We start from the raw sequence: 26,764 nt of genomic DNA, 5'->3' as shown, positions 1-26,764 counted from the left end.
GATGTCCTCTTCCGCTGCGCCCCGCCGATCTAGTCCGCCGCGCGCAGAACGTCCAGAAAGGCCGGTCCGAAGCGTTCCACCTTCTGCTCGCCCATGCCGGGGATCCGGGCGAGCGCCTCGAGCGTTTCCGGACGCCGCTCGGCGATGTGGCGCAGCGTGCTGTTGGTGCAGGAAAGCGGCTTCTCCACGCCGTCGGCCCCGCGGGCGAGACGGTTCTGCGTCTCGGCCAGCCGGTCGTAGAGCGTGCCGGCGGCCCGCCCCGCGAGCTTGCGGCGGGTCGGATGCATCGCCTGCACCTCGCCCGCGATCACCTCGAGGAAGGCCGCGCCGTAGCTTTCGAGCTTCTTCGCGCCCACGCCCGGCACGCCCGCCATCTCGTCCAGCGTCGAGGGGCGGCGTTCGGCCATCTCGATCAGCGTGCGGTCGGGAAAGACGATGTAGGCGGGCACACCCGCGGCCTCGGCAAGCGCGCGCCGCCGGGCCTTGAGCGCGGCCAGAAGCCCTGCGTCCTCCTCGGCCACGAGTGCGCGCGGCGCCGGCCTGGGGCGCGTTTCGCGCAACGTGTCGCGGCGCAATTCGACGGCTTCCTCCCCGCGCAGCACGGGCCTTGCGGCCTCCGTCATCACCAGTGCGCCGTGGCGCTCGGGATCGGGGCGCAGCAGGTCGCGCCCCATGAGTTGCCGGAAGATCGCCTGCCATTCGGGTTTCGAGAATTCGCGCCCGACGCCGTATGTGGGCAGCCGGTCGTGCCCGCGCTGCCGGATCCTGTCGTTTTCGGCGCCGAGGAGGATGTCGATCAGGTGGCCCGCGCCGAAGCGTTCGTCGGTGCGCAGCGCGGCCGAGAGCGCCTTGCGCGCGGCCTCCGTGCCGTCGAAGCGCTCGGGTGGCGTGTCGCAGAGATCGCAATGGCCGCACGGGGCGGCCTCCTCCCCGAAATAGGCCAGCAGCCTCTGCCGCCGGCAGCCGAGCGCCTCGGCGAGTCCCAGCAGCGCGTTGAGCCGCCCGTGATCGGCGGCGCGCCGCTCGGGCGGGGCGAGCCCCTCGTCGATCTGTGCGCGGCGCAGGCGGATGTCGTCGGGGCCGTAGAGGGTGAGCGTCTCGGCCGGCGCGCCGTCGCGCCCGGCGCGGCCGATTTCCTGGTAGTAGGCTTCGATGGATTTCGGCAGGTCGGCGTGGGCCACCCAGCGGATGTCGGGCTTGTCCACCCCCATGCCGAAGGCGACCGTGGCCACCACGATCAGCCCGTCCTCGTTCGCGAAGCGCGCCTCCACCGCGCGGCGGGCCTCCGCCTCCATCCCGCCGTGATAGGCCGCCGCGGCATGACCCGCCTCGCCGAGCGCGGCGGCGAGGCTTTCGGTCTTCGTCCGCGTGCCGCAATAGACGATCCCCGAAAGTCCGCGCCGGGCATCGGCGAAATCGAGGATCTGCCGGCGCGGCTGGTTCTTCGGGCGGAAGGCGAGGTGGATGTTGGGCCGGTCGAAGCCGCGCAGGAAGATGTCCGGCACGGCATCGTCGAAGAGTCGGGAGACGATCTCGGCTTGCGTTTCCTCGTCCGCGGTGGCCGTGAAGGCGGCTAGCGGGACGCCGAGATCGCGCCGAAGCGTGCCGATCCGCAGGTAGTCGGGCCGGAAGTCGTGACCCCACTGGCTGACGCAGTGGGCTTCGTCCACGGCGATGGCGATGGCGTTCGCCCGGCGCAGCATCCGCAGTGTTCCGGACGATGCGAGACGTTCGGGCGCGAGGTAGAGCAGCCGAAGCCGCCCCTCCTCCAGCGCCTCGTGGACGGCGCGGGTCTCTTCCTCGGTGTTGCCGGAGGTGAGCGCCCCCGCGCTGACGCCTGCGGCGCGAAGCCCGCGCACCTGGTCGCGCATCAGTGCGATGAGGGGCGAGATGACCACCGTCAGCCCGTCCCGCATGAGCGCGGGAAGCTGGAAGCAAAGCGACTTGCCGCCGCCGGTGGGCATGATGGCCAGCACGTCGCGTCCCGACGCGACCGCTTCCACGATTTCCGCCTGGCCGGGGCGGAACGCGTCGAATCCGAATACCTCGCGCAGGAGCGCTGTGGGGTCCGTCATTGGGCCTGTCGTGGTTTTTTGCGGCTGCTCTTGCAGGTGATCGTAACCCCGTGCCTCGCGGGCGGGCAAGGCGGGATCACGACCCGTCGCGCGCTAGTAGAACACGGCGGCGTTGTTCACCAGGATGATGCGGAGCGCATAGACGCCGATCAGCGTCACGAGGGGGGCGAAGTCGATCCCGCCCATGGGGGGGAGGATCCGCCGGATCGGCTGGTAGATCGGCTCCATGATGCGGTTGAGGCCGTCCCAGATCTGCGCGACGAGCTGCTGGCGCAGGTTGAGCACCTGGAAATTGATGAGCCAGCTCATGATGACATGCGCCAGGACGAGGAACCACAGCACGTCGAGCAGAAGCATCAGGATCTGGAAGAGCGATTGCATGGAATCCGTCCTTGGGCCGCGTCAGCGCAAGACCTAGCGGCCCGGCGCCCGGGGGGCAAGAGTGCCGCGCCGTCGAGGGTTGACGCCGTCGCCGCAGCGCGGCATCCCGGCCCTTGAACGGAGGCCCGAATGTATCCTTTCTTCCGCCTCGCCCTCGAATACCGGACGCATCGCGGCGCCGCGCCTCTGCCGCTGACCGGAACGCATGTCTCGCATCATCGCTGCTGGCCCTGGGATCTCGACATGTGGGCCGAGCTCAACAACGGGCGCACGCTTACGCTCTACGATCTCGGCCGCATCCCGCTCGCCATGCGCACGGGCCTCGTGATGGCGATGCGGGAGCAGGGCTGGGGCCTGACGATCGCGGGGTCGTCGGTGCGCTACCGCCGCCGCGTGCGCGCGTTCGAACGCCTCGAGATGCGGTCCCGCGTCGTCTGCTGGGATGCGCGTTTCATCTACCTCGAGCAGTCGATGTGGCGGCGCGACGGCGAGTGCACGAGCCATGCGCTCTATCGCTCCGCGGTGACCTCGGCGGACGGCATCGTGCCGCCCGAAAAGGTGCTCTCGGCGATGCGGCAGACGGCGACCTCGCCGCCGATGCCCGACTGGGTCGCGGCCTGGAGCGCGGCCGAGGCCCTGCGCCCCTGGCCGCCCATGCAGGACGAGACGCCGGAAGCGCTTGCCAGACGGGCACACGCATAGTCTTGTGAGCCCGCAGGCGGGAACGGGGCGGCCATGGGGCAGATATCGGCGCGCAAGCGCATCTGGGGCTGGTTCTTCTTCGACTGGGCGAGCCAGCCCTACAACACGCTTCTCATCACCTTCATCTTCGCGCCATACGTCAAGGAACTGATGGGCGACGGCAGCGCGGCGCAGACGGCCTGGGGCTTCGGGATCGGGCTCGCGGGCATCGTGATCGCGCTGCTCGCCCCCTTGCTGGGCGCGATGGCCGACACCGCGGGCGACCGCCTGCGCTGGATCTGGGGCTTCTCGGCCATGTATGTCGTGGGCTCCGCGGCGCTCTGGTTCGCGGTGCCGGGCGATTTCAGCATCTACCTCATCCTCTTCTTCTTCGCGGTCGGCATGATCGGGATGGAGTTCGCGACGATCTTCACCAACTCCATGCTGCCCGACCTCGGCCCGCGCGAGACGATCGGCCGCATCTCGGGCAATGGCTGGGCGTTCGGGTATCTGGGGGGGCTGACGGCGCTCGTGATCATGCTGGGGTTCTTCGCGGAAAGCGGCGAGACGGGGCGCACGCTTCTCGGCCTCGCCCCGGCTTTCGGGCTCGATCCCGCGATGCGCGAGGGCACCCGCTTCGTGGGGCCGCTCACCGCGCTCTGGTACATGGCCTTCATGGTGCCTTTCTTCCTGTGGGTCCGCGATCCGAAGCCGGTGGGCACGCCGCCCGGCGCGGTGCGGCGCGCGCTGGGAGAGGTGGTGTCCACCCTCCGCAGCCTGCCGCGCAACCGCTCGCTCTTCGCCTACCTCGCCAGCTCCATGTTCTACCGCGACGCGCTGAACGGCATGTACACCTTCGGCGGCATCTACGCCGCGGGCGTGCTCGGCTGGACGGTGGTGGACGTGGGCATCTTCGGCATCCTCGCCATCGTCACCGGCGCGGTCTTCTGCTGGATCGGGGGGATGGCGGACACGCGGTTCGGGCCGAAGCCGGTGATCGCCGCCTGCATTCTCGCGCTGACCCTCGTCGCGGTCTCCATCCTCTTCATCGCGCCGGGCTCGCTTTTCGGCATCGCGCTGCCCGAGGGCTCCGCCCTGCCCGACATCGCGTTCTACCTCTGCGGCGCGGTGATCGGCGCGGCGGGGGGCGTTCTGCAGGCGGCGAGCCGCACGATGATGGTGCGCCAGGCCGACCCCGCGAAGATGGCCGAGTCCTTCGGGCTCTACGCGCTCGCAGGCAAGGCCACCTCTTTCATCGCGCCGCTCTCCATCGGGGTCGCCACCTGGGCCACGGGCAGCCAGCAATTGGGGGTTACGCCGCTCATCGCGCTTTTCCTGTTGGGGCTGTTGCTGCTACGCTGGGTGAGACCTGAGGGAGACAGCACGCCATGGCACGCCTCGCAGCCAGCCTCTGCCTGATCCTCGGCCTCGCCGCCTGCGGCGACGGGCGCGACATCCCGACCAGCGGCGCGGACCTTCCCGTCTATGACGGCGTGCTCTCGACCCGCGAGGCGAAGCATCTTTTCGGCGCCGAACGCGGTGCATCGCCGCAATCCCCGCAGGTGATCGGCGGCTACGCGAAGGGCTGCCTCGCCGGCGGCGTGGAACTGCCCGAGACCGGCCCGACCTGGCAGGCCATGCGCCTTTCGCGGAACCGGAACTGGGCGCATCCTGTCACCGTGGATTTCGTGCAGGCTCTCTCGCGCGCGGCGGCGCGCCAGCCGGGATGGCAGGGCCTCTACGTGGGCGACATGAGCCAGCCCCGCGGCGGGCCGATGCTCACGGGCCACCGGAGCCACCAGTCGGGCCTCGACGTGGACATCTGGATGCGGCCGGCGGACCGGCTGACCCTCTCCCGCGCCGAGCGCGAGCGCCTCTCCTCGATCTCGCTCCGGCGCGCCAACGGCGCCTACACCAACGGCAGCTGGAGCCGGGCGCATCACGAGATCATCAAGGCCGCCGCCTCGGACCCGCGGGTGGCGCGGATCTTCGTCTTCCCCGGCGCCAAGGCGCGCATGTGCGCCGACGAGACGGGCGACCGGGCGTGGCTGCGCAAGGTGCGCCCGTGGTGGGGGCACCACTACCATTTCCACGTCCGCCTCGAATGTCCGAGGGGCGAGGCCACCTGCGTCGCGCAGGATCCGCCGCCGCCCGGCGACGGCTGCGCCGAGGCGGAAGAGTGGGTGCAGAACATCCTGAACCCGCCGCCGCCCGACCCCGACGCGCCGCCGCCCACGCCCCGGCGCGAGCTCACCATGGGCGACCTGCCGGCGCAGTGCGCCGCGGTGCTGGCCGCGCGCTGAGCCTTGCATCCCGGCCCGCGGGGCTGTATCCGCCACGCGTCCGCCATGGGGGCGGGCCAAGTCCCCGCAACCTTGCCAAAACGGGATAACCCATGACTCGCGCGCATCTGCCCGGCATCGCCGCCATGGCCGCCATCGTGGTGGCCTCGAACATCCTCGTGCAGGTCCTCTTCGGCCAGTGGCTGACCTGGGGGGCCTTCACCTACCCGCTCGCCTTCCTCGTCACCGACGTGATGAACCGCGTCTACGGCGTCGCCGCCGCCCGGCGCGTCGTCTTCGCGGGCTTCGTCGTGGGCGTGCTCTGCTCCCTCGTGGCCTCGGCCTTCGACGCCACGACCTTCCGCATCGCGCTGGGCTCGGGGCTGGCCTTCCTCGCCGCGCAGATGCTCGACGTGGCGGTGTTCGACCGGCTGCGCGGCGGGCGCTGGTGGCGCGCGCCGCTCGTCTCCACCCTCGCGGGCTCCACGCTCGACACGGCGATCTTCTTCTCGGTGGCCTTNTGCGCGGCGGGCGCTGGTGGCGCGCGCCGCTCGTCTCCACCCTCGCGGGCTCCACGCTCGACACGGCGATCTTCTTCTCGGTGGCCTTCGCGGCGGGGCTCTCCTTCCTCCAGCCCTCGGCCGATGTGGGCTGGGCGAACGAGGCGCTGCCGCTCCTGGGCCAGGGGCCCGTGGCGCCGCTCTGGGTCTCGCTCGCGGTGGCGGACTGGATGGTGAAACTGTCGCTCGCGCTCCTGGCGCTGGTGCCCTTCCGCCTGCTCGTGAAGCGGCTTTCGCCACAACCTGTATGATTTCGCTTTGCGCGGCGCACAAACTGTGCCACGCTCACCTCAGGTCGCAACAGAATTGAAAGGAGGTGGTCCAGTGTCGAGAGAAACATTGGAGCGAGGTGTCGGGACAGTCCGGGAGGCGCGCCTCTGAGGCAGCCCTGAGGGGCGAGGCCACCGGATTGGCGCCAGCCTGAACCGGCGCCACCTCCGAAGTTCTCGAAAGGGCCGCCCGCACGGGCGGCCCTTTTTCGTGGCGCAATTGCGCCCCATACTGGTCCCATGTTGCGGATCACCGATCAGATCGAACTGGAAGAGTGGGAGCTCACCGAGCAGTTCACCCGCTCGGGCGGGCCCGGCGGGCAGAACGTGAACAAGGTGAGCTCGGCGGTGGAGCTCCGCTTCGAGGCCGCGCGCTCGCCCAACCTCCCCGAGCCGGTGAAGCGGCGGCTCCGGCGGCTGGCGGGCGCGCGCTGGACGAAGGAGGGCGCGGTGGTGATCCGCGCCGAGGACACCCGCCACCAGTCCCGCAACCGAGAGATCGCCCGCGAACGCCTGGCCGAGCTGGTGCGCAAGGCCACGGTGGCCCCGAAGAAACGCAAGCCCACCCGGCCCACCCTCGCCTCCAAGCGCCGCCGGCTGGAGGCGAAGAGGAAGCGCGGGGAGGTGAAGGCCCTCAGGGGGCGGGTTTAGTTCGACCTAAGAATTGCTGATTTCACACTCATGCTCTTTATCAAGCTCCCAAAGGCGAGTGATCTCCGTTAGCTCGTCAGGTCCGATGATCGGTACATTGATAGTGCTCTCAAGCTCTCGCACGCGGTCAAGTATTAAACGCCTCCCTCTCAATGAGAAGGGACCGGGAAAACGAGCACCATTTCTTCTCTGGCTCCATCTCATATCGTGTCTATTTCGGAACTCCGCGAGCCAGTTCCGAAGCTCTAAGAATGGCTTCAGCTCAGTTCTGCCTGATTTGATGAGTTGTTCCGCTGAATGATCTCGCCTTACGACTGTACAGGTCCAACAACCGAACCTTCCTGAGGCGCAGGGCGACTCATTCGGCGAGCGAATTATTGGACACTCTTCGGATGCACCCCAGTAAATCTCCTCAAGCTCCCGGCAGTCGATTGACTCTGGTTTGTTAATAGCGAAGATTGAGTCCCAGACATCTGAGACCGTGAAATCGAGAATCGGCAAGTAGATGTCATATTCTCCTTTCCCTTCGCGCTGCTTCTGCCACCTTGAGGCATTGGCGCCGCCCATTGAGCGCTTTCTCTGTTCACTTTCGTCGAGCCTACTTCCAATGACCACGATTGCGTCATCTACCAATTTCTCTCGAATGAAGCTAGCAACGGGTTTTATTCGGAGTTCTTTCGTGCACCACCTAAAACTATTTGTGGGTGTTGGATAGCCCCTACCGATGACCTTGACAAAGAAGCGCTGTTGAACCGGCGCGCGTAGCAGGCTGACATTTAATGAGATCTCAGATTCCGAGCATTCCTGAGAAAGACGCTCCAGCGTCGACTTAACATAAGAATCAACAATTGGATTTTCGACACCTGTATCACAATATATGAGATCAAAGGTCGGGGCGTCCTGTCCTAGCTTGCGAGCTGCCGCGACCATGATTTTCAACGCGGCTGTCGAGTCCTTGCCGCCTGAAAAAGCAATTATCCAAGGTCTTTCTCTGTTCTCGCTTAATGCGCGACAGGCTTCATCAAGTGCCGGCTGTATTCTCTCTACCATGCAATGCATCCAGCTTTTTTACTAATCTGATTTTGTGTGTAGATTCAATAAGAGTAAGCTGCTCATCACCTATCTCCATATGCTTCTTCGTCAGCTCATTTGATATTGGGTAGGTTACAAGAGATATGGCGGAGAAGCTAATAAACGCCAAAAGCGCTCCGGTGTTGCCTAGCAAAACGAAGAGCACAAGAGAAATCACGGCATAGATCCACGAGATTATTCGAACATCAGCAACTGTCGTCCAAATAGCGCCGTTAAAATAGGCAATCTTTGCTTTCTCCCTAAGTGATTCATCGGAATCTATGAGTTGAAAAAAGACGACGCGAACTCTCGCCCAGTCCTCTGGGTTAATGTCATCTCGCCCATAGATTCGGTATAAGCCTTGTCGGATATTCTCACTAACCCGTTCAAAGTACTTCCTATTTGACCGATCCCTGAGCGGAGTTACATAGTATATCACTCCGACGACGAACACTGGGAGGATCTTCGGTAAATCCTCGAAGGATAATTCATCTGGCTGACTCCACCATCCGGTAAATTCGCCGAGGATGAAGTATCCCAGCGCCGCGATAACCCCGGGGGCAAAAAAGCGAAGCTTCTTCAACGCGCTAATGCTCACACTCTTTCTCCCAGGTACTTGATTCACTTCGAAGCATAGCGACCTTTCAAGTCTTCCTAAACCACCACCTCTCGCCTAACCTGCTCCCCCACCCCGAACACCCGCTTGTAGCGGGCGATCTCTTCCGCCGGGCCCATGGCCTTCTCGGGGTTGTCGGAGAGCTTGACGGTCGGGCGGCCCTCGGCGGCGGCGGCCTTGCAGACGAGGGAGAAGGGGGCGAGGCGGTCGCCCTCCACCAGCCCGCGGAAGTCGTTGGTCAGGAAGGTCCCCCAGCCGAAGCTTACCCGCACCCGGCCCGAGAAGCGCTGGTAAAGGTCGATGATCACGTCGGTGTCCAGCCCGTCGGAGAAGATCACCAGCTTTTCGCGGGGATCCTCGCCCATCTTCTCCCACCAGCGGATGGCGATCTCCGCCCCCTCCGCCGGGTCGCCCGAGTCCACCCGCACCCCCGTCCAGCCGGCAAGCCAGGCGGGCGCGTTGTCGAAGAAGGACTGCGAGCCGTAGGTGTCGGGCAGGATGATGCGGAGGTTGCCGTCATGCTCCTCGTGCCAGTCCGAGAGCACCTTGTAGGGCGCGCGGGCCAACGCCTCGTCGGTGTCGGCCAGCGCGGCGTAGACCATGGGCAGCTCGTGGGCGTTGGTGCCGATCGCCTCCACCTCGCGGCGCATGGCGATGAGGCAGTTGGAGGTGCCGACGAAGCGCTTGCCCAGCCCCTCGAGCATCGCCTGCACGCACCAGTCCTGCCAGAGGAAGGAATGGCGCCGCCGCGTGCCGAAATCGGCGATGCGCAGGCCCTCGTGCGGGCGCAGGCGCTCGATCTTCTCCCAGAGCTTTGTCATGGCGCGGGCGTAGAGCACCTGGAGCTCGAAGCGGCCCATGTCGCCCAGCACGGCGCGGCCGCGCAGTTCCATCAGCACGGCGAGGGCGGGGATCTCCCACAGCATGACCTCGGGCCACTTGCCCTCGAAGGTCAGCTCGTACTGGTCGCCCACGCGCTCCAGGTGGTAGGGCGGCAGGCGCAGGTTCTCGAACCACTCCATGAAATCCGGGCGGAACATCTGACGCTTGCCGTAGAACATGTTGCCGCGCAGCCAGGTGGATTCCCCGCGCGACAGGCCGAGGGAGCGGATGTGGTCGAGCTGTTCGCGCAGCTCGCCCTCGTCCACGAGCCTGGCCAGCGGCACCTCGGTGGAGCGGTTGATCAGGCTGAAGGTGACGGTCGTCTCCGGCTTGTTGCGGAAGATCGACTGGCACATCAGCAGCTTGTAGAAATCCGTGTCGATCAATGACCGCACGATCGGATCGATCTTCCACTTGTGGTTGTAGACGCGCGTGGCGATGTCGACCATGAGGCCGCGCTCCTTCCCTACGAGGCGTCACCGGTTAGAGCAAGCACGCCCCCTCAGGGCAACCCCGCACGGCTCCGGTCGCGCCGGGACCGCGACAGTTCCGCGTCGAGCGCGCCGGGCTTGTGGCGCGATGCGGCGAGCGCGTCCTCGAGGCTCGCGCCCTCCACCGCCGCGGCGGCGAGGCGCGAGAGCGCATGGGTGGAAACGCGGCGCACGCCCCGGAGCGCCGCGCGGCTCAGCCCCAGCGCGGCGAGATAGGTGTGATAGGGGCCGAGCGTGCCCGGCCCCTGCGCCGGAATGCCGCCGGCCACCCGCTCGCAGGCGGCGGCGTCGGTGGAGACGTAGCTGCGGCAGATCACCGGCCGTGCGTCATAGGCCCGGCAGGCGCGCGTTTCGGGATCGAGCGCCGGGCAGGCCCGGGGATGCCAGGCGCGCCCGTCCGGCTGACCCGCCAGCGGGCGAAGCGCCGCGTGGAGCGCGCGCGCCTCGGCTTCGGTGATCGTGGCGCCATCCTCGCCGCCCAGGATGCAGCAGAAGGCGCAGCCCCGGGTGCAGGCGAGGCCCGCGGGGGCCGCCGTGGCCGACAGTGCGACGCGGGCGATCCCCGTCGCCGCCTTTCCCTCCGCGATCTCGGCCAGAGCGGTCTCGGGCGCGGCGCCCTGCGCGGCCATCCCGTCGACATAGGCGAAGAGGCCCGCCCGCGCCCGTTCCGCCACGGCCGACGGCGCGGCGACACGGGCCGCACCGATGCGCGCGCGGAGCGACCTTTTCATGCGAGCGTGACGCCCGCGGCGCGCATCCTCGCGATCGCGTCGGACAGCGACCCGTCGAGGTCGATGGCCCGGCAGAGATCCTGGCGCACCTCCACCGCGACGCCGAGCCGTGCCGCGTCGAGCGCCGACCACGTCACGCAGAAGTCCGTGGCGAGGCCGGCGAGGACGATCCGTTCGATCCCGCGCGTGCGCAGGTAGCCCTCGAGCCCGGTGGGCGTCTCGTGGTCGTTCTCGAAAAAGGCGGAGTAGCTGTCGATCTCGCGGCGGAACCCCTTGCGCAGGATCATGTCGGCCGGATCGGTGCGGAGATCGGGGTGGAACGCCGCGCCCGCGCTGTTCTGGATGCAGTGGTCGGGCCAGAGGACCTGCTCGCCATAGGGCATCCGCGTCGTCTCGAAGGGCGCCTTGCCCTCGTGCTCGCTGGCGAAGGAGGAATGGCGCGGCGGGTGCCAGTCCTGGGTGAGGATCACCGCGCGGAACTCGTCCATCAGCGCGTTGACGCCGGGAACGATCTCGTCACCGCCCTCCACGGCGAGCGCGCCGCCCGGGCAGAAATCGTTCTGCAGGTCGATGACGACCAAGGCTTCGGTTGCAGGGCGCATCGGTGCTCCTCCGGCCGCTTCCGCGATGAAGGCGTAGGCCGCGGGGCCGCTCCCGTCAACGTCCGCGCCTCTTGCGCTTGCACCGGTGGCGCCCCTAGATGCGCGCCATGTTCACCGTGGCCACGCTATACCGTTTCACGCCTTTCGACGATCCCGGAGCGATCCGCGCACCCCTCGAGCGGGTCTGCGCCGCGCACGGCGTCACCGGCACGCTTCTGCTGGCGCGTGAAGGGATCAACGGCACGATCGCGGGCTGCCGCGAGGGGATCGACGCGGTGCTCGCCCATATCCGCGCGCTGCCCGGCTGCGCCGGGCTCGAATGGAAGGAAAGCGCCGCCTCGGCGGCGCCATTCGGCAAGCTCAAGGTCCGGGTGAAGCGCGAGATCGTGACCATGGGCCAGCCCGACGTGGATCCGCGCGCGCGCTCCGGACGCTACGTGGAGGCGCGGGACTGGAACGACCTGATCCGCCGGCCCGACGTCGCGGTGATCGACACGCGCAACGACTACGAGGTGGAGATCGGCACCTTCGAGGGCGCGGTGGATCCCGGCACGGCCAGTTTCCGCGAATTCCCGGAATGGTGGGAAAGGAACCGGCACCGCTTTCACAACAAGCGCATCGCCATGTTCTGCACCGGCGGCATCCGCTGCGAGAAATCCACCAACTGGCTGCTGTCGCAGGGGGTGGAGGAGGTCTATCACCTCAAGGGCGGCGTGCTGAAATACCTCGAGGAGGTGCACGAGGCGGAAAGCCTCTGGCGCGGGGCCTGCTTCGTCTTCGACGAGCGGGTTTCCGTGGGCCACGGCCTCGTCGAGGGACCGCACGAGCTCTGTCATGCCTGCCGGCGGCCAATCCTTCCGGAGGATCGCGCGCGTCCCGGTTTCGAGGAAGGCGTCAGCTGCCACCATTGCATCGGGGAGACGAGCGGGGAGGACAAGGCGCGTTTCCGCGAGCGCCAGCGCCAGATCGCGCTCGCCCGGGCGCGGGGGGCGCGGCATCTGGGCCGTCACGGCGCGACCGGACCGGGCGCCGGCACGGAACTCGCGGACGCCGCGCCGGGCGCGGACCGCGCGGAAGGCGGCGACTGATGGAGGCGCGGGCACGCCTGGAACGCATCTGGCGGGCCGGGGTCGCCGCCGTGGGCGGGCATGCCGCCGTCGCGCGCGCGCTGGGCTCCGAGGACGTGCCGCGGCCCGACCGGATCCTCGCCGTGGGCAAGGCCGCCGTCGAGATGGCGCGCGCCGCGCTCGACCGGTACGGCGCGGTTCCGGCCCTTGCGGTGACGAAGCACGGCCATGGCCAGCCCGTTCCCGGCCTCGACGTCATCGAGGCGGGCCATCCCGTCCCCGACGCCACGAGCCTGAAGGGCGGCGCGGCGCTGATTGCGGCCGTGAACGACTGCGGCCCGGAGGATCATCTGCTTCTGCTGGTCTCCGGCGGCGCCTCCGCGCTTGCCGAGGCGCCCGAGGACGGGCTCTCCCTGAGCGACGTGGTGGCCGAAACCCGGCGCCTTCTCGCCTCCGGGGCGGATATCGCCACCATGAACGCCCGCCGCCGGGAGTTTTCCCGCATCAAGGGCGGGCGGCTTCTGGAAGGCTTTGCCGGCGCGCGGGTCACGGTGCTTGCTATCTCGGACGTCGAGGGCGACGGGATCGGGGTGATCGGGTCAGGGATCGGGCGGGTTCCCGACGGCGCGCGCTTCGCGTCGCTGACGCGGATCGTGGCGTCGAACGCCCACGCCCGGGCCGCCTGCGCCCGGGCGGCGCGCGCCGAGGGCCTGGCCGTCGTGACCGACGAGGAAAGCCTTTACGCCGATGTCGCCGATTGCGCGGCGCGGATCGGCGCGACGCTTCGGGCCGGGCCGGCCGGTCTGCACATCTGGGGCGGGGAGCCGACGGTGGTGCTGCCCGATGCGCCGGGTGAAGGCGGGCGGAACCAGGCGCTCGCCCTCATGCTGGCCCGAGAGATCGCGGGCCGCCCCGACCTTGCCGTGCTCGTGGCCGGGACGGACGGCACGGACGGGCCCACCGACGCCGCCGGAGGCTTCGTCGATGGCCGAAGCTGGGAGGCGGGCGCTGACGCGGCCCTGGCCGCGGCCGACAGCGCGCGCTGGCTCGCGGCGCGCGGTCTGACCTTCGCGCCCGGGCCCACCGGCACGAACGTGATGGACCTGGTGCTCGCGCTTAAGTCGGACACGGGCTGAGGCGGCATGCGGCTCTTCCTGGCCCTCGACCTGCCGGAGCCCGCGCGCGACGCGCTGGAGGCGCTTCAGGCCGAGATGCCGGCCGGACGCCCGGTCGACCCCGAGACCATGCACCTGACCATGGTCTTTCTGGGCGATCTCGACGAGGAGACGGCCGAGGCCGCGCACACCGCGCTCGAGGGGCTGCGCCACCCGCCGGTCGAGGTGACGCTTCGCGGGCTCGGCACGTTCGGCGCGCGGCGGCCGCAGGTGCTTTTCGCGGGCGTCCGGGACGCCCGGCCGCTCGCCGCGCTGCGGGCGAAACTTCTCGCGCGGCTGCGCGCGGCCGGTATCGCGCCCGAGCGCCGGCGCTTCCGGCCCCACGTCACCCTCGCCCGCTTTCCCGGGCGCCTGCCGGCCTTCGATCTGGACCGGCTGCGGGATTTCCTCGAAGCGCGCGCTGATGTGGCGTTCGCGCCGTTCACCGCCGAGGAGGTGCTGCTTTTCCGTTCGCATCTGCGACCCGGCGGGGCGGAGCACGAGGCGCTGGCAGCCTACCCGCTGGCGTAAGGCGTGACCTGCTCCCCTTGAAATCCGCCCGGGCGTGGCGCCTCCCGCTTTCGCATGCTTTTCCCGCGCCCCGAGTTTCCGTTTTCCTTCGTTTTGCGCGGCAAGTCGTGTAGGGTTTCTGCAAGTATTGCGTGTCGCGCCCCGATACGCGGAACCGGGGACGGGAGATCAGGTTTCATGTGTCTTTCCTGCGTTCAGGCAGATCCCGCGACGGGCGGGGCCGCGATCGATTGTTGCCTTTGCGGCGCGCCCACCACCCAGGCCGCATTCGCCCGGATCGAGGCCGATCTCAAGCGGCGTGAACTGATCGGTGGCGCTGCGGCGGTGCTGGGCATGTTCGCGGGGTTCGGGCTTCAGCCGTCCGAGGGGCGCGCCCAGACGCCGGGGCGGCCGCTTCTGCTGACCAATCTTCGCTATTTCGACGGCATCACCTTCTCCATGCAGGAGGGGCGCGACATCCTGATCGAGGGCGGCCGCATCTCGGCGCTTCCGCCGGCGGGCGAGGGGCCCGAGGACGCCCAGCGCGTCGATTGCGGCGGGCGCGCCGTGATTCCCGGCCTGATCGACGCGCACTGGCACTCCACCCTTGTCGCCGTCACCCAGACGCAGGCGATGGCCGCCGATATCGGCTTCGTGCACCTCATGGCGGGGCGCGAGGCGGGGGCGACGCTGATGCGCGGCTTCACCACGGTACGCGACACCGGCGGACCGGCCTTCGGGCTGAAGCTCGCCATCGACCGTGGGGCACTGCCCGGCCCCCGCATCTTTCCCTCCGGGGCGATGATCTCGCAGACCTCGGGCCACGGTGATTTCCGGTTCCTGAACGAGTTGCCCCGCGCCGACGGCGACCTGTCCTACGCCGAGCACATGGGGGTCGCGGCCATCGCCGACGGGCGCGCAGAGGTGCTGCGCCGCGCCCGCGAGCAGCTGATGAAGGGCGCGAGCCAGATCAAGATCATGGCGGGCGGCGGCGTCTCCTCGCTCTACGATCCGCTGGAATCGCTCCAGTTCCTCGAGGAGGAGATGGAGGCCGCCGTGCGCGCCGCCGCCGACTGGGGCACCTATGTCTGCGCCCATGTCTACACCTCCGAGGGCATCCAGCGGGCGTTGCGCGCGGGCGTGAAATCGATCGAGCACGGGCAGCTGGCCGATACTGCGACGATCCGCATGATGCGCGAAGAGGGCGCGTGGTGGTCGATCCAGCCCTTCCTGGCCGACGAGGACGCGAATCCGAAATCCGATCCGCGCCAGCAGGCCAAGCAGATCGAGGTTGCCGAGGGGACGGTCCGCGCCTTCGAGGAGGGCCGCGCAGAGGGCGTGCAGATGGCCTTCGGCACCGACATCCTGATGAACCCGGCCGGAACCGCCAGCCATGGTCGCCAGCTCGGTAAGCTCACGCGCTTCATGCCCCCGCTCGAGGCGCTTCACCTCGCAACCGGCGCGGCAGGCGAACTGCTCGCGCTCTCGGGCGCGCGCGCGCCCTATGACGGGCGTCTGGGGGTGATCGCGGAGGGCGCGCTGGCCGATCTTCTGGTCGTGGACGACGACCCCGAGGCGGGGCTCGACTGGCTCGACACGCCGGAGACGAGCCTGCCGCTCATCATGAAGGGCGGCGCGATCGTGAAGGACCGGCTGTGATGCTGGGTCGGGTCAAGGCGGCCCTCGCCCTTCTCGCCATCGGGGCAGCCCCGGCTGCGGCGCAGGACTGGAACGTGCAGATCACGCCCTATGCCTGGGGCACCGGGGTGGGCGGTGACGTGCGGCCCGTGCCCGGCGGGCCGACGCTCTCGTTCGATCAGGGCCTGTCGGAGGTGCTCGAGGATCTCGACGCCGCGTTCTTCCTCACGGGATACATGCGCAGCGGCCGGTTCGTGTTCCTGGGCGACTACTCCCGCTCTGTCAGTTCGCGCTCCGGCCGGGTGCCGGTGCTGGGCCTGCCCGCGCGCGGCGAGGTCGAGCAGAGCTCCATCACGCTCGCGGCCGGCTACCGGGCCTATAGCGGGCCCGAGCTGACCCTCGATGTGCTGGCCGGCATCCGCCACTGGTCGATCGAGGCGGAGGCGACGACCCCGGTCGTCCCGGGCCTCTCGGCGGGCGTGGACATCGACTTCACCGATCCGATCCTCGCATTGCGCACCAACATCCCGCTGTCCGAGCGCTGGTCGCTTATCGCCTACGGCGATCTGGGCGGCTTCGGGGCAGGGTCCGAATGGACGGGACAGGTCGTCGCCACCGTGAACTGGCAAGCGAACGACTCGCTTTACCTGTCCGCGGGCTACCGCCACCTGTTCGTCGATTACGACGATGGCGGCCCGGCGGTCGATGTCTCCTTCTCGGGGCCGCTTCTGGGCCTGACCTACAGGTTCTGAAGCGCGCCTCGGGCCGGCCTCGCCGGCAGAAACGGCAGGGCCACGGACCTGCCGCCGGGTGCAGCGAAAGCCCGAGACCGCCAGCGTGAACGCCCCCGGAAGGATCCCCGTCGGGGCCAGCCCGGCGGCACCCGACGCGCAGCCCGGACGCCCCCTCGCTTAGAAATCCAGGTTCTCGACGCTCAGCGCGTTTTTCTGGATGAATTCCCGGCGCGGCTCGACCACGTCGCCCATCAGCTTGGTGAAGAGGTCGTCCGTCTCGGCCACATCGTCCACCTGGACCTGCAGCAGCGTGCGCGCCTCGGGATCCAGCGTCGTTTCCCAGAGCTGGTTCGGGTTCATTTCGCCGAGACCCTTGTAGCGCTGCAGCGTCAGGCCCTTCTCGCCCTCCTCGAGGATCGCCTTCAGCAAGTCTAGCGGGCCGTAGATGTCGGTGCCGCGCTCCTTGCGCATCAGCCGGGCGGGACCGCGATAGACCTCCTGCAACGGCTGCGTCATGCGGCCGAGCTTGCGCGCCTCGCCCGAGCGCAGCGCCTGCCCGTCGAGCGTGCGCGCCTCCTCGACGCCGCGCACGATCCGCGACAGCCGGATGCCGCGGTCCTGCGTGGGCCGCCCCTGCCAGCCGCGCTCGTATTCCGGGGCGATGAGGTCGAGCCGCTCCGCCACGCGCTCGGCCACGCCGTGCAGATCGATGTCGGCCTGCCCCTCGAGGAAGGCGCCGGCGATGGCGGCCTGCTCGAGGATGTGCCTGGGGTAATGGGTCGGGAAGGCGTCCAGGATCCGGCGGACCTGTCGGGCCTCCTCGACCACCCGGACAAGGTCGGGGCCGGCGATCTCTTCCCCGTCGGCGAGCCGGAGCATGGCGCCATCGGTGCCCTGGTCGATCAGGTAGTCGTTGAGCGCGCTCTCGTCCTTCAGGTAGACCTCGGACTTGCCGCGCGCGACCTTGTAGAGCGGCGGCTGCGCGATATAGAGGTGCCCGTGTTCGACCAGCTCGGGCATCTGCCGGTAGAAGAAGGTCAGCAGCAGCGTGCGGATGTGGGCGCCGTCCACGTCTGCGTCCGTCATGATGACGATCTTGTGGTACCGCAGCTTCGACAGGTCGAACTCGTCGCGCCCGATCCCTGTGCCCAGCGCCATGACGAGGTTGCCGATCTCCTGGCTGGAGAGCATCCGGTCGAAGCGCGCGCGCTCCACGTTGAGGATCTTGCCGCGCAGCGGCAGCACGGCCTGCGTGCGCCGGTCGCGGCCGGACTGCGCCGATCCGCCGGCGCTGTCGCCTTCGACGAGGAACAGCTCGGTCTTGGAAGGATCCTTCTCGGAGCAGTCCTTGAGCTTGCCGGCGAGGTAGTTCACGTCCATCGCCGTCTTGCGCCGGGTGAGTTCGCGGGCCTTGCGCGCCGCCTCTCGGGCGAGCGCGGCCTCGACGATCTTGCCGACGATGGTCCGCGCCTCGTTCGGGTGCTCCTCGAACCACTCGTTGAGCCGCTCGTTCATCATGCCCTCGACCGCCGGGCGCACCTCGGAACTGACCAGCTTGTCCTTGGTCTGGGACGAGAATTTCGGGTCCGGCACCTTGACCGAAAGCACGCAGGTCAGCCCCTCGCGCGCGTCGTCGCCGGTGAAGCTCACCTTCTCGCGCTTGGCGATGCCGCTGTCGGCGGCGTATTTCTGCAGCGTCCGCGTCAGCGCGCCGCGAAAGCCGGCCATGTGGCTGCCGCCGTCGCGCTGGGGGATGTTGTTGGTGAAGGGCAGCACCGTCTCGTGGTAGCTGTCGTTCCACCACATCGCGATCTCGACGCCGATGCCGTCTCGCTCGCCGGTCATGTAGATCGGCTCGTCTATCAGCGGATGCTTGGAGCGATCGAGGTAGCGCACGAACTCGCGCACCCCGCCCTCGTAGAACAATTCGCTGCGCAGCGCCTCCGCGGGGCGTTCGTCCTCGAGGATGATGCGCACGCCCGAATTCAGGAAGGCCAGTTCGCGCAGGCGCTTTTCCAGCGTCTCGAAGGAGTAGTCGAGATTCGAGAAGGTCTCGAGCGAGGCGAGAAAGCGCACCTCGGTGCCGGTGCGGTCCCCGGCGTCGCCCACCTCGTGCAGATGCACCACCGTGTCGCCCCTCTCGAAGCGGGCGTGATACGCCTTTCCGCCGCGCCAGATCCTGAGCTCCAGCCAGTCGGAAAGCGCGTTCACGACCGAAACGCCGACGCCGTGCAGGCCGCCCGACACCTTGTAGGAGTTCTGGTCGAACTTCCCGCCCGCGTGAAGCTGGGTCATGATGACCTCGGCCGCGCTGACCCCTTCGCCGGCATGGATGTCGACGGGGATCCCGCGACCGTTGTCGGCGACCGAAACGGAGCTGTCGGCGTGGATCTTGACGTGCACATGGTCGGCATGGCCCGCGAGGGCCTCGTCGATGCCGTTGTCGACGACCTCGTAGACCATGTGATGCAGGCCCGAGCCGTCATCGGTGTCACCGATATACATGCCGGGCCGCTTCCGCACGGCATCCAGACCCTTGAGAACCTTGATGGATTCCGCGCCGTATTCCTGCGGCGCCCCAGCGTTTGCGGCCATGCCTGCGAACCTCTTGTTTTGCCCGCGGGTTATAGGCCCTCCGGGCCGGAATGTCACGCGCATGACACGGTTTTCGGCGGATGCGCTCAGGCGAAGGGAATCGCGACGCCGACCGCGACCAGAAGCCCGCCTGCCACCAGGTTCGTGCGCCGCAGCGCGCCGGGGGAGGTGAGCCGCTGCTTCACGCGATCGACCAGGAGCGCGAAGCCCAGGTTGCAGACGAACGGCACCGCCATGGAGATGAAGACGATCGCCGCGATGTCGGGCGCGCGCACCGCCGCCAGGTCGAAGAAGCCCGGGAGCATGCCCATGTAGAACAGGATCGCCTTGGGGTTGCCGAGAATGGCCGCCAGCCCGGCGAGGAAGCCCGCCCACATCCCGGGCCGGACCAGGCGGCTGTCGGCGCCGATGGTGCGGTCCGCGTTGCGCAGCACCGTGACGCCCAGCCAGACGAAGACGGCTGCGGCGACCCAGCGCAGCACCGTCATCGCGGCGCCGTAGGTGGACACGACCCAGGCGAGGCCGAGCAGCGCGAGGAGCGACCAGAGCGCGTCGCCGATCACCACGCCCGCCGCGAGCGGCCACGCGGCCTGCACGCCGCCCGCGAGCGTGCGCGCGGTCAGCGCCATCCAGACCGGCCCCGGCGTCATGAAGAGCACGAAGACGGCGGCGGTGTATAGGGTGAGCTCAGCGGCGGTGACGGTCATCTTGCGGACTCCGGTGACCGGGCGAGCCTACGTCGCTTCAGTGCGCGCGCAAGCGGCTTTCTCCGGCCGCGTCCGTCACCTCGATCCGTTGCGCCCGCTCCCCCAGCGCGGTGAAGAGTTCGGGGCCGGTCCCGGTCATCCACGCCTGCGCGCCAAGGGCGCAGAGCTCGTCGTAAAGCGCGGCGCGCCGGTCCGCGTCCAGATGCGCGGCGACCTCGTCCAGCAGAAGGATCGGCGGCGCGCCCAGCTCGTCCGCGAGCGCACGGGCATTGGCGAGGATGAGCGAGATGAGCAGCGCCTTCTGCTCGCCGGTGGAGCAGTCCTGCGCCGGCATGGATTTCGGGGCGTAGACCGCGGCGAGATCCGCGCGGTGCGGGCCGGCAAGCGTGCGCCCGGCCTGAAGGTCCCGCCCGCGGCCGCGGGCGAGCGCCTCGGCGAGCGCGGTCTCGTCCTCCGGCATGTCTTCCTCGCCGTAGGCCACCGACAGCTCGGCCGCCGGAAAGGCGGTCCGGGCGTCCGCCTGCGCCGCCATCACCCGGTCGATCGCGGCGCGCCGCCCGGCGGCGATCGCGGCGCCCGACCTCGCCATTTGCGCCTCCAGCGCGGCATACCACCTCGCGTCGCGCACCTGCTCCTTCAACAGGCGGTTGCGCTCGCGCATCGCCTTCTCGTAGCCCAGCGCGGCGTCGGCATGTTCGGGAAAGAAGCTGAGCGCCACCCGGTCGAGAAAGCGCCGCCGGCCCTCCGCCCCCTCGATCCACAGCCGGTCCATCGAGGGCACCAGCCAGAGCACCCGCGCGAGCCGGCCCAGCGCGACCTGCGGCGCGGGCTTGCCGTCGATGCGCAGCTCGCGGGGACCGCCGGCCTCGCAGCGCATCTCGATCCCGTGGCCAATGCCGAAGCTCTCGAGCCGGCCCTCGACCTTCCAGCCCAGCGCCTCGGGCTTGCGCGCCATGTCCGCCGCGGCGGCCCGCCTGAGTCCGCGCCCCGGCGAGAAGAGCGAGACCGCCTCGAGAAGGTTGGTCTTGCCCGCGCCGTTTGGCCCGAAGATCGCGACGGGCCGCGCGTCCGCCTCGACCACCGCGCGGCGGTGCGAGCGGAAATGCGACAGGGCGAGATGGGTGAGATGGAGGCCGGGCACGCCCAGTCCTTCTGTTGTCTAAGCCGCTGCGTCCGACGGCGCGCCCCTCGTATGATAGGGGCAGGGACAGGCGCGCAACCCCCGCCGGGCGCGGTTCCCTCAGAAGCGGCTGAGTCGCGCGAAGCTCATCGACAGATGCGCCCGGCGCAGCAGCGCCGCGGCCTGAAGGTCGCCGGCGCGGAGCGCCTCCGCCGTCCCGGACATCTCCGCGCGGAAATGCGCGATCTCGGCGGCGAGGTCCATGCGCGGGATCGCCTGCAGCCAGATCCGCGCGGTGCGGTAGTAAAGCCGCTCGGAAACTTCGCGCAGCGGCTCGTTCCGCGTCAGGGCGAGGCCGAAGCCGAAGAAGGCCATGTTGAGCCGCGCGAAGCCGCGCGGGTCGGGCGCGGCGGCGAGACGGTCGCCGTCGGCCACGAGCGTATCGAGAGCGTCGAGCGTCGCCTGCGTCACCGGCGCGGGGTCGAGCATGCCGACGAGTTGCGCGAGTTCCAGCCGCAGCGCGTAGGTCTGGCCCATCTCCGAGATGTCGACGTCCGTCACCAGCGTGCCCACGCCGTGGACCGCGCGCACCAGCCCCTCGTCCTCCAGCCGTGCCAGCGCCCGGCGCAGCGGCGTGCGCGAGGTGCCGTGCTCTGCGGCCAGCGCCTCCTCCGAGAGCTTCGCGCCGGGCGGGTAGTCGAGAAGGCAGATGCGCTCGCGCAGTTCGGCATGCAGGCGGGCGAGGCGTGCGGCGGCGTCGGAAACCGCCTCGTTCATGCCGCCAGGCGCCCGCCCAGCCGGTCCAGCATGTCGAGGCAGGCGGAAAGCTGGTCGAGGCTCACGTATTCGTCGGGCTTGTGCGCCTGCTCGATGCTGCCCGGCCCGCAGACCACGGCGGCGAGACCCAGCTTCTGGAAGAGGCCGGCCTCGGTGCCGAAGGACACGACCTCGGCGCCGTTGGCGCCGGTGAGTTCGGCGACGAGCCGTCGCGCCGCGTTCTCGGTCATGGGCTCGAGCCCCTCCACCTCGCCGATGGTCTGGGTGGAGATGTCGGCGCCGGGCCAGACCGACCGCATCGCCGGAAGAAGCTCCTCCTCGACATAGGCGGCCATGGTCCGTTTCACGAAGGCCTGGTCGGCCGCGCTGACGGGGCGCGTCTCCCATTCGACATGGGCGTGCGCCGCGATCACGTTGTGCGCCACGCCGCCCTCGATCCGGCCCACGTTCACGGTGCTCCAGGGCGGATCGAAGGGGCTGCCCTCGGGCGCGCGCGCCACTAGGTCGCGGCGCAGCTGCAGCAGCCGCCCGACATAGGCCGCAGCGTATTCCGCGGCGTTGACGCCCCGTTCGGGTTGCGATCCGTGCCCGGCGCAGCCCCGGAAATGGGTCGTATACTCGCAGCAGCCCTTGTGCCCTTCCACGATCCGCATGGAGGTGGGTTCGCCGATGATCGCTGTCGCGGGGTGGACCTCGCGCCGCGCCAGCTCCTCGACGAGGGCCCGGGCGCCGAGGCAGCCCACCTCCTCGTCGTAGGTGAAGGCGAAATGCACCGGCCGGGTCAGGGCGGCGGCGTCCAGCCCCTCCGCCGCCGCGAGCGTGGCGGCGATGAACCCCTTCATGTCGCAGGCGCCGCGACCGTAGAGCCGGCCCTCGCGCTCCACCATCTCGAACGGGTCCGAGCTCCAGTCCTCGGCCACGGCCGGCACGACGTCGGAATGGCCAGAAAGCACCACGCCGCCCTCGCGATCCGGCCCGAGCGTGGCGAAGAGATTGGCCTTGTGCCCGGTCTCGTCGTGGAAGAGGTCAGTTCTGGCGCCGAGGTGGCTCAGCCTGTTCGCCAGGTAGACCATCATCTCCAGGTTCGAGTCCGACGAAACCGTCGGGAAGGCGATCAGGTCGGCCAATGTCTGCCGGGCGCGGGATAGCTTGTTCATGCTCTTTCACGAACATCTTTCTGGGTCGGTTGCAAAGGGTCTCGGCCGGGCCGTCCTCGCGGATCGTGATGGATTCGGTGATTTCCATCCCCCAGTCGCGCATCCAGAGACCGGGCATGAAGTGGAAGGTCATGCCCGGCATCAGCACCGTCTGGTCCTCGGGGCGCAGCGACACCGTCCGTTCGCCCCAGTCCGGCGGGTAGCTCAGACCGATGGCGTAGCCGCAGCGCGCGCCGCGCTCGATGCCCGCCCGCTCCAGCGGCAGGGCGAGCGCGTTGGCCACGTCGCAGGCGCGGTTGCCCGCGCGCGCAGCGTCGAGCCCGTCCTCGAGCCCTTCGATCAGCGCGGCCTCGGCGTGGCGGATCTCGTCGGGCGGCGTTCCCAGGAAGATCGTCCGGCAGAGCGGCGCATGGTAGCGCCGGTAGCAGCCCGAGACCTCGAAGAAGGTGGCCTCGCCGCCGGCGAACGGGCGCCCGTTCCAGGTCAGGTGGGGCGCGGCGGCGTCGGAGCCCGACGGCAGCAGCGGCACGATGGCCGGGTAGTCGCCCCAGTGGCCGTCCGCGCCGCGGATCGCGTCGCCGTAGGCCTCCGCCACGATCTCGTTCTTGGGCACGCCCGCGCTCACGCGTTCCACCAACCCGTCGATGATGCGCTCGGAGATGCGCGCGGCGCGGCGCATGAAGACCAGTTCCTCTTCCGACTTCACCGCGCGCTGCCAGTTCACGAGCGCGGTGGCGTCCTCGATCGTGGCGCGGGGCAGGGCTTCGGTCAGCGCGTGGTGCGCCTTTGCGGTATAGTAGTAATTCTCCATCTCGACGCCGATCCGGGCCTCGCCCTGCCCGAGTTCGGCGAGCTTCGCGGCAAGGTCCTGCATCGGGTGACGTTCGATCGACTGGACGTAGTTGTCGGCGTAATCGAGGACATGCGCGTCCTCCATCCAGACGGTGCGCAGCGCGCCCTGCGCGTCCTGCCCGCGGCCCCACCAGAAGGGGTCGGCGTCCTTGAGCACGATCACGCCCTGGTGCACGTAGAAGGACCAGCCGTCATAGCCCGTGAGCCATGCCATGTTGGACGGGTCGGTGACGAAGAGTGCGTCGAGACCCGAGGCCTCCATCGCGATGCGCGTCCGGTTGAGCCGACGTTCGTATTCGGCGGCGCTGAAGGGAATGTCCTTGCGAATCACTGGCGCACCTCCTGGATCGAAGCAACTGTGCAATCCTGCGGCAGTTGTGCACAACAGGTCAGGTCAAAGAGCGACATGCAGCATGCCGCTTTCAGGATATTCATTGAATGTCTTAAGTTTGTGCGGCCGCGCCCCGGGCAGAGACGAATTGTTGTGCACAACTGAAACGATCCTGGGGGAGATCATGATCGAGCCCTGCGATATCCCCGCCGCCGCACGCCGGATCCGGCGCGTTGCGGACGGCACGCCACCGGTGCCGCTCCGCCGGCAGGACCGCATGGTGGCAGAATGTGCCGGCGTGATCGGGATCGCGGCGGTGCTGGCGGGAAACTGCCCGCGCTTGCCGTCCCGTAGCGACCCTCCTGGCCGGCCGCAACCCGACATGGCCTTGTTAATACGCGTCGTCACCGGGCAGGATATCGTCCTTGGCGATACCGTCGTGAAGGGACGACCCCATGCCGCATGACAGTCACATCACGACGGAGGCCGGGCCGCGCGCGCCGGTGCAGCTCGTGCCGGCGGTCTTTCTCGACAACGGATGCCTGACCGGCCTCCAAGCGCCGGGCCGGCGCACGGAGGAGGAGATCCCCCGCGCCGACCTCACCGGCACGGGCGCGCAGGATGCGGCGATCGTCGTCCACGCCGCCCGGGCGATCGGGACGGCGGGCCCGGGCGCGCGGGCATGATCCGGCTGGACGCGCGCGATATCGAGATCCTGCGCACGCTCGTGGCGGAGGGGCGGATCACCAAGGCCGAGCTCGCCGAGAAGGTGGGGCTCTCGCCGACCCCCGCCTGGGAGCGGATGAAAAAGCTGGAGCGCGCGGGCGTGATCGAGGGCTACGGGGCGCGCGTCGCGGCCCGGGCGCTCGGCCCGCATGTCAACGTCTTCGTGGCCGTGGAGCTCTCGCACCACACCGCTGCGAGCTTCCAGACCTTCGAGCGCGCGGTGCAGGGCTACGAGGAGGTGTCCGCCGTCTGGGCGCTCGGCGGCGGCTTCGATTACCTCATGCAGGTGGTCGCGCGTGACATCGACGCCTACCAGCGCCTCATCGACGGGATGCTGGCGGCGCGGATCGGCATGGCGCGCTATTACACCTACATCGTGACGAAGCCGGTGAAGGGGCCGCCCGCGCCGCCGCTCTGGCTTCTCGGGCAGACCGATTGATCCCGCCCGGCGGGTGCGGGCAGACGGATCTTCTGCCAGGGCGGCGCATTTCAGACCCCACCCCCGCCGTCGTGGCGCCATGATGGCGGGGAAAGGAGGGCCCGCCCATGTCCCTGCATCAGCACCTCGCCGCCTCGCCGCTCGACGGTCTCGCCGACCCGCGCCTCGCGCGGAGCTTTTCCTACGTGAATGGAAAGTGGGTCGGCGGCGACCGCGCGGCCATCGCCGTGACCGACCCCGCGACGGGGGCGCGGCTGGGCGAAGTGGTCAGCCTGGACGCGGCGCAGTCGCGGGCCGCCGTTGACGCCGCCGCGGCGGCGTTTCCGCACTGGTCGGTCGCGCTGCCGCAGGAGCGCGCGGCGGTGTTGCGGCGCTGTTACGAGCTGATGATCGCGCATCGCGAGGACCTCGCCCGGATCATGGTCATGGAGCAGGGCAAGCCGCTCTCGGAAGCCCGCGGCGAGATCGACTATGCCGCGAGCTTCGTGGAGTTCTACGCCGAGGAGACACGCCGGCCCAACATCGAGGGCGTCACCAGCCACCTCCCCGACGCCGAGGTGGAGCTCTGGCGCGAGCCGGTGGGCGTCGCCGCGCTGGTCACACCGTGGAACTTCCCTTCCGCGATGCTGACGCGCAAGGCCGCCGCCGCGCTGGCCGCCGGATGCACCGTCGTGGCGCATCCCTCCGCCGAGACGCCCTTCTCGGCGCTGGCGCTTGCCGAACTCGCCGACCGGTCGGGCATGCCCGCGGGCGTCTTCAACGTGGTGACGGGCGAGGCGCCGGTCGTCGTCGGCCCCTGGACGGAGGACGCGCGGGTGCGGGCGCTCTCCTTCACCGGCTCGACGGAGGTGGGGCGGCTCCTTTACCGCCAGTGCGCGGACACGGTGAAGCGGCTGGTCCTGGAACTGGGCGGCCATGCGCCGGTTCTCGTCTTCGCCGACGCCGATCTCGACAAGGCCGTGGCGGAGACGATGAAGGCCAAGTTCGCGACCTCGGGTCAGGACTGCCTCGCCGCGAACCGGATCTACGTGGAGCGCCCCGTCTACGAGGCGTTCTGTTCGCGGCTCGCGGCCGCGACCGAGGCGCTGGGCGTCGGGCCGGGGATGGAGGATCCCGACATCGGGCCGCTGACCAACGCGGCGGCGCTCGCCAAGCAGGAGGCGCATGTCGCCGACGCGGTGGCGCGTGGCGCGCGGGTGCTCGCCGGCGGCGGGCGCCGGGCGGATCTGGGCGATCTCTTCTTCGCGCCGACGATCCTGGCGGATGTCCCGGACGCGGCGACGATCATGGCCGAGGAAACCTTCGGGCCGGTCGCGGCGGTCGCGCCCTTCGACACCGAGGACGAGGTGGTGGCGCGCGCGAACGCGACCGAATACGGTCTCGTCGCCTATCTTCACAGCCAGGACCCGCGCCGCATCTACCGTATCACGCGGGCGCTGCAGTTCGGCATGGTGGCGGTGAACCGGACCAAGGTGACCGGCGCGCCCATCCCCTTCGGCGGCATGAAGCAGTCCGGGATCGGACGCGAAGGGGCCCGGCAGGGGATGGAGGCCTTCACCGAGATCAAGTACGTCTGCCGCGACTGGGGGTGAGGCGCAAGACGCTTCGAAGCGTCTTGCCAAGGGGTTTCGAAACCCCTTGGCCCCTTCGACCGGGCGTCGCGGC

At 69.2% G+C, this 26,764-nt stretch carries 26 protein-coding genes and 1 pseudogene; 14 read left to right on the top strand and 13 right to left on the bottom strand.

Annotated elements, in window-relative coordinates; translation table 11 throughout:
- Positions 1-29: 29 nt before the first annotated feature.
- Positions 30-2,075: a DNA helicase RecQ gene (gene recQ, locus AB6A66_RS07010; protein WP_371055319.1), complete on the bottom strand. Its 2,046-nt coding sequence runs from the start codon at positions 2,073-2,075 to the stop codon at positions 30-32.
- A 93-nt stretch (positions 2,076-2,168) separates the two neighbouring features.
- Complete coding sequence (locus AB6A66_RS07005) at positions 2,169-2,456, bottom strand: YggT family protein (RefSeq protein ID WP_371038062.1); 288 nt, start codon at positions 2,454-2,456, stop codon at positions 2,169-2,171.
- Positions 2,457-2,585: 129 nt separating this feature from the next.
- On the opposite strand from AB6A66_RS07005, the gene AB6A66_RS07000 reads away from it, so the two are divergent.
- The 5 genes and pseudogenes from AB6A66_RS07000 (at position 2,586) to arfB (ending at position 6,899) form a co-directional block, all read left to right on the top strand.
- Positions 2,586-3,158 (top strand): acyl-CoA thioesterase, encoded by a 573-nt coding sequence (locus tag AB6A66_RS07000; RefSeq protein WP_371055318.1) that lies wholly within the window; start codon positions 2,586-2,588, stop codon positions 3,156-3,158.
- 33 nt (positions 3,159-3,191) lie between these two features.
- Complete coding sequence (locus AB6A66_RS06995; protein WP_371055317.1) at positions 3,192-4,556, top strand: MFS transporter; 1,365 nt, start codon at positions 3,192-3,194, stop codon at positions 4,554-4,556.
- The gene (mepA, locus tag AB6A66_RS06990) at positions 4,526-5,440 is read left to right on the top strand and encodes a penicillin-insensitive murein endopeptidase (RefSeq protein WP_371055316.1); all 915 of its coding nucleotides are present in this window, start codon (positions 4,526-4,528) and stop codon (positions 5,438-5,440) included. Before AB6A66_RS06995 ends, mepA begins: the two co-directional genes overlap by 31 nt.
- 92 nt (positions 5,441-5,532) lie before the next feature.
- Positions 5,533-6,230, top strand: a pseudogene (locus tag AB6A66_RS06985) (VUT family protein).
- 258 nt (positions 6,231-6,488) lie between these two features.
- The gene (gene arfB, locus AB6A66_RS06980) at positions 6,489-6,899 is read left to right on the top strand and encodes an alternative ribosome rescue aminoacyl-tRNA hydrolase ArfB (protein WP_371055315.1); all 411 of its coding nucleotides are present in this window, start codon (positions 6,489-6,491) and stop codon (positions 6,897-6,899) included.
- A 6-nt stretch (positions 6,900-6,905) separates the two neighbouring features.
- Here arfB and AB6A66_RS06975 read toward each other — a convergent pair whose 3' ends face one another.
- The 5 genes from AB6A66_RS06975 to pncA are packed head-to-tail and all read right to left on the bottom strand — an operon-like array spanning position 6,906 to position 11,292.
- Positions 6,906-7,949, bottom strand: coding sequence for a phosphoadenosine phosphosulfate reductase family protein (locus AB6A66_RS06975; protein WP_371055314.1), 1,044 nt, complete (start codon positions 7,947-7,949; stop codon positions 6,906-6,908).
- Entirely contained in the window at positions 7,921-8,568 is a 648-nt protein-coding gene (locus AB6A66_RS06970; protein ID WP_371055313.1) for a hypothetical protein, read from the bottom strand. The genes AB6A66_RS06975 and AB6A66_RS06970 overlap by 29 nt, the downstream gene beginning before the upstream one ends.
- Before the next feature lie 56 nt (positions 8,569-8,624).
- A complete protein-coding gene (gene pncB / locus AB6A66_RS06965) occupies positions 8,625-9,917 on the bottom strand; it encodes a nicotinate phosphoribosyltransferase (RefSeq protein WP_371055312.1) in 1,293 nt (430 codons plus the stop codon).
- A gap of 53 nt (positions 9,918-9,970) precedes the next feature.
- Positions 9,971-10,690: a YkgJ family cysteine cluster protein gene (locus AB6A66_RS06960; RefSeq protein ID WP_371038071.1), complete on the bottom strand. Its 720-nt coding sequence runs from the start codon at positions 10,688-10,690 to the stop codon at positions 9,971-9,973.
- Positions 10,687-11,292, bottom strand: a complete 606-nt coding sequence (pncA, locus tag AB6A66_RS06955; protein ID WP_371055311.1) for a bifunctional nicotinamidase/pyrazinamidase — start codon at positions 11,290-11,292, stop codon at positions 10,687-10,689. The genes AB6A66_RS06960 and pncA overlap by 4 nt, the downstream gene beginning before the upstream one ends.
- Positions 11,293-11,399: 107 nt before the next feature.
- Here pncA and AB6A66_RS06950 point away from each other — a divergent pair, with 107 nt between their 5' ends.
- From AB6A66_RS06950 to AB6A66_RS06930, 5 genes are all read left to right on the top strand, one after another.
- A complete protein-coding gene (locus AB6A66_RS06950) occupies positions 11,400-12,380 on the top strand; it encodes a rhodanese-related sulfurtransferase (RefSeq protein WP_371055400.1) in 981 nt (326 codons plus the stop codon).
- On the top strand, positions 12,380-13,495 hold the full coding sequence (locus AB6A66_RS06945) for a DUF4147 domain-containing protein (protein ID WP_371055310.1): 1,116 nt from the start codon (positions 12,380-12,382) through the stop codon (positions 13,493-13,495). The genes AB6A66_RS06950 and AB6A66_RS06945 overlap by 1 nt, the downstream gene beginning before the upstream one ends.
- Positions 13,496-13,501: 6 nt before the next feature.
- On the top strand, positions 13,502-14,044 hold the full coding sequence (thpR, locus tag AB6A66_RS06940; protein WP_371055309.1) for an RNA 2',3'-cyclic phosphodiesterase: 543 nt from the start codon (positions 13,502-13,504) through the stop codon (positions 14,042-14,044).
- A gap of 177 nt (positions 14,045-14,221) precedes the next feature.
- Complete coding sequence (locus AB6A66_RS06935) at positions 14,222-15,682, top strand: amidohydrolase family protein (RefSeq protein WP_371055308.1); 1,461 nt, start codon at positions 14,222-14,224, stop codon at positions 15,680-15,682.
- Entirely contained in the window at positions 15,682-16,413 is a 732-nt protein-coding gene (locus tag AB6A66_RS06930) for a hypothetical protein (protein WP_371055307.1), read from the top strand. The genes AB6A66_RS06935 and AB6A66_RS06930 overlap by 1 nt, the downstream gene beginning before the upstream one ends.
- Before the next feature lie 159 nt (positions 16,414-16,572).
- Here the strand turns inward: AB6A66_RS06930 and gyrB are convergent, their stop codons facing one another.
- The 6 genes from gyrB to AB6A66_RS06900 form a co-directional block, all read right to left on the bottom strand.
- Positions 16,573-18,990, bottom strand: coding sequence for a DNA topoisomerase (ATP-hydrolyzing) subunit B (gene gyrB, locus AB6A66_RS06925; protein WP_371055306.1), 2,418 nt, complete (start codon positions 18,988-18,990; stop codon positions 16,573-16,575).
- A gap of 86 nt (positions 18,991-19,076) precedes the next feature.
- A complete protein-coding gene (locus AB6A66_RS06920) occupies positions 19,077-19,697 on the bottom strand; it encodes a LysE family translocator (protein WP_371038078.1) in 621 nt (206 codons plus the stop codon).
- Between the two features lie 37 nt (positions 19,698-19,734).
- Complete coding sequence (gene recF / locus AB6A66_RS06915) at positions 19,735-20,838, bottom strand: DNA replication/repair protein RecF (protein WP_371055305.1); 1,104 nt, start codon at positions 20,836-20,838, stop codon at positions 19,735-19,737.
- Positions 20,839-20,937: 99 nt separating this feature from the next.
- Positions 20,938-21,594 (bottom strand): GntR family transcriptional regulator, encoded by a 657-nt coding sequence (locus tag AB6A66_RS06910; protein WP_371055304.1) that lies wholly within the window; start codon positions 21,592-21,594, stop codon positions 20,938-20,940.
- Entirely contained in the window at positions 21,591-22,721 is a 1,131-nt protein-coding gene (gene argE, locus AB6A66_RS06905; RefSeq protein ID WP_371055399.1) for an acetylornithine deacetylase, read from the bottom strand. Before argE ends, AB6A66_RS06910 begins: the two co-directional genes overlap by 4 nt.
- A complete protein-coding gene (locus AB6A66_RS06900; RefSeq protein WP_371055303.1) occupies positions 22,621-23,934 on the bottom strand; it encodes a M24 family metallopeptidase in 1,314 nt (437 codons plus the stop codon). Before AB6A66_RS06900 ends, argE begins: the two co-directional genes overlap by 101 nt.
- A 184-nt stretch (positions 23,935-24,118) precedes the next feature.
- Between AB6A66_RS06900 and AB6A66_RS06895 the strand changes: the two genes are divergently transcribed.
- The 4 genes from AB6A66_RS06895 (at position 24,119) to AB6A66_RS06880 (ending at position 26,691) form a co-directional block, all read left to right on the top strand.
- Positions 24,119-24,400: a hypothetical protein gene (locus tag AB6A66_RS06895; protein WP_371055302.1), complete on the top strand. Its 282-nt coding sequence runs from the start codon at positions 24,119-24,121 to the stop codon at positions 24,398-24,400.
- Complete coding sequence (locus AB6A66_RS06890; RefSeq protein ID WP_371038083.1) at positions 24,390-24,620, top strand: hypothetical protein; 231 nt, start codon at positions 24,390-24,392, stop codon at positions 24,618-24,620. Before AB6A66_RS06895 ends, AB6A66_RS06890 begins: the two co-directional genes overlap by 11 nt.
- Positions 24,620-25,099: an Lrp/AsnC family transcriptional regulator gene (locus AB6A66_RS06885; protein WP_371055398.1), complete on the top strand. Its 480-nt coding sequence runs from the start codon at positions 24,620-24,622 to the stop codon at positions 25,097-25,099. The genes AB6A66_RS06890 and AB6A66_RS06885 overlap by 1 nt, the downstream gene beginning before the upstream one ends.
- A 107-nt stretch (positions 25,100-25,206) precedes the next feature.
- Entirely contained in the window at positions 25,207-26,691 is a 1,485-nt protein-coding gene (locus tag AB6A66_RS06880; protein WP_371055301.1) for an NAD-dependent succinate-semialdehyde dehydrogenase, read from the top strand.
- The last annotated feature ends 73 nt before the right edge of the window (positions 26,692-26,764 follow it).

Origin of the sequence: Rhodosalinus sp. K401 (assembly GCF_041365735.1) — a bacterium.
Classification (GTDB): Bacteria; Pseudomonadota; Alphaproteobacteria; order Rhodobacterales; family Rhodobacteraceae; genus Rhodosalinus.
The sequence above is the reverse complement of the archived record's forward strand: the minus strand, read 5'-3'. Positions and strand labels throughout refer to the sequence as shown.

What these genes read in the sequence shown, in the direction of transcription:
- AB6A66_RS07000 (WP_371055318.1), top strand. Translation starts at nt 2,586, where the DNA reads ATGTATCCTTTCTTCCGCCTCGCCCTCGAATACCGGACGCATCGCGGC.
- thpR (WP_371055309.1), top strand. Translation starts at nt 13,502, where the DNA reads ATGCGGCTCTTCCTGGCCCTCGACCTGCCGGAGCCCGCGCGCGACGCG.
- AB6A66_RS06930 (WP_371055307.1), top strand. Translation starts at nt 15,682, where the DNA reads ATGCTGGGTCGGGTCAAGGCGGCCCTCGCCCTTCTCGCCATCGGGGCA.
- arfB (WP_371055315.1), top strand. Translation starts at nt 6,489, where the DNA reads ATGTTGCGGATCACCGATCAGATCGAACTGGAAGAGTGGGAGCTCACC.
- AB6A66_RS06975 (WP_371055314.1), bottom strand. Translation starts at nt 7,949, where the DNA reads ATGGTAGAGAGAATACAGCCGGCACTTGATGAAGCCTGTCGCGCATTA.
- AB6A66_RS06880 (WP_371055301.1), top strand. Translation starts at nt 25,207, where the DNA reads ATGTCCCTGCATCAGCACCTCGCCGCCTCGCCGCTCGACGGTCTCGCC.
- AB6A66_RS06950 (WP_371055400.1), top strand. Translation starts at nt 11,400, where the DNA reads ATGTTCACCGTGGCCACGCTATACCGTTTCACGCCTTTCGACGATCCC.
- mepA (WP_371055316.1), top strand. Translation starts at nt 4,526, where the DNA reads ATGGCACGCCTCGCAGCCAGCCTCTGCCTGATCCTCGGCCTCGCCGCC.
- pncA (WP_371055311.1), bottom strand. Translation starts at nt 11,292, where the DNA reads ATGCGCCCTGCAACCGAAGCCTTGGTCGTCATCGACCTGCAGAACGAT.
- AB6A66_RS06945 (WP_371055310.1), top strand. Translation starts at nt 12,380, where the DNA reads ATGGAGGCGCGGGCACGCCTGGAACGCATCTGGCGGGCCGGGGTCGCC.
- AB6A66_RS06910 (WP_371055304.1), bottom strand. Translation starts at nt 21,594, where the DNA reads ATGAACGAGGCGGTTTCCGACGCCGCCGCACGCCTCGCCCGCCTGCAT.
- pncB (WP_371055312.1), bottom strand. Translation starts at nt 9,917, where the DNA reads ATGGTCGACATCGCCACGCGCGTCTACAACCACAAGTGGAAGATCGAT.
- AB6A66_RS06995 (WP_371055317.1), top strand. Translation starts at nt 3,192, where the DNA reads ATGGGGCAGATATCGGCGCGCAAGCGCATCTGGGGCTGGTTCTTCTTC.
- AB6A66_RS06890 (WP_371038083.1), top strand. Translation starts at nt 24,390, where the DNA reads ATGCCGCATGACAGTCACATCACGACGGAGGCCGGGCCGCGCGCGCCG.
- AB6A66_RS06895 (WP_371055302.1), top strand. Translation starts at nt 24,119, where the DNA reads ATGATCGAGCCCTGCGATATCCCCGCCGCCGCACGCCGGATCCGGCGC.
- AB6A66_RS06960 (WP_371038071.1), bottom strand. Translation starts at nt 10,690, where the DNA reads ATGAAAAGGTCGCTCCGCGCGCGCATCGGTGCGGCCCGTGTCGCCGCG.
- AB6A66_RS07005 (WP_371038062.1), bottom strand. Translation starts at nt 2,456, where the DNA reads ATGCAATCGCTCTTCCAGATCCTGATGCTTCTGCTCGACGTGCTGTGG.
- gyrB (WP_371055306.1), bottom strand. Translation starts at nt 18,990, where the DNA reads ATGGCCGCAAACGCTGGGGCGCCGCAGGAATACGGCGCGGAATCCATC.
- AB6A66_RS06920 (WP_371038078.1), bottom strand. Translation starts at nt 19,697, where the DNA reads ATGACCGTCACCGCCGCTGAGCTCACCCTATACACCGCCGCCGTCTTC.
- AB6A66_RS06935 (WP_371055308.1), top strand. Translation starts at nt 14,222, where the DNA reads ATGTGTCTTTCCTGCGTTCAGGCAGATCCCGCGACGGGCGGGGCCGCG.
- recQ (WP_371055319.1), bottom strand. Translation starts at nt 2,075, where the DNA reads ATGACGGACCCCACAGCGCTCCTGCGCGAGGTATTCGGATTCGACGCG.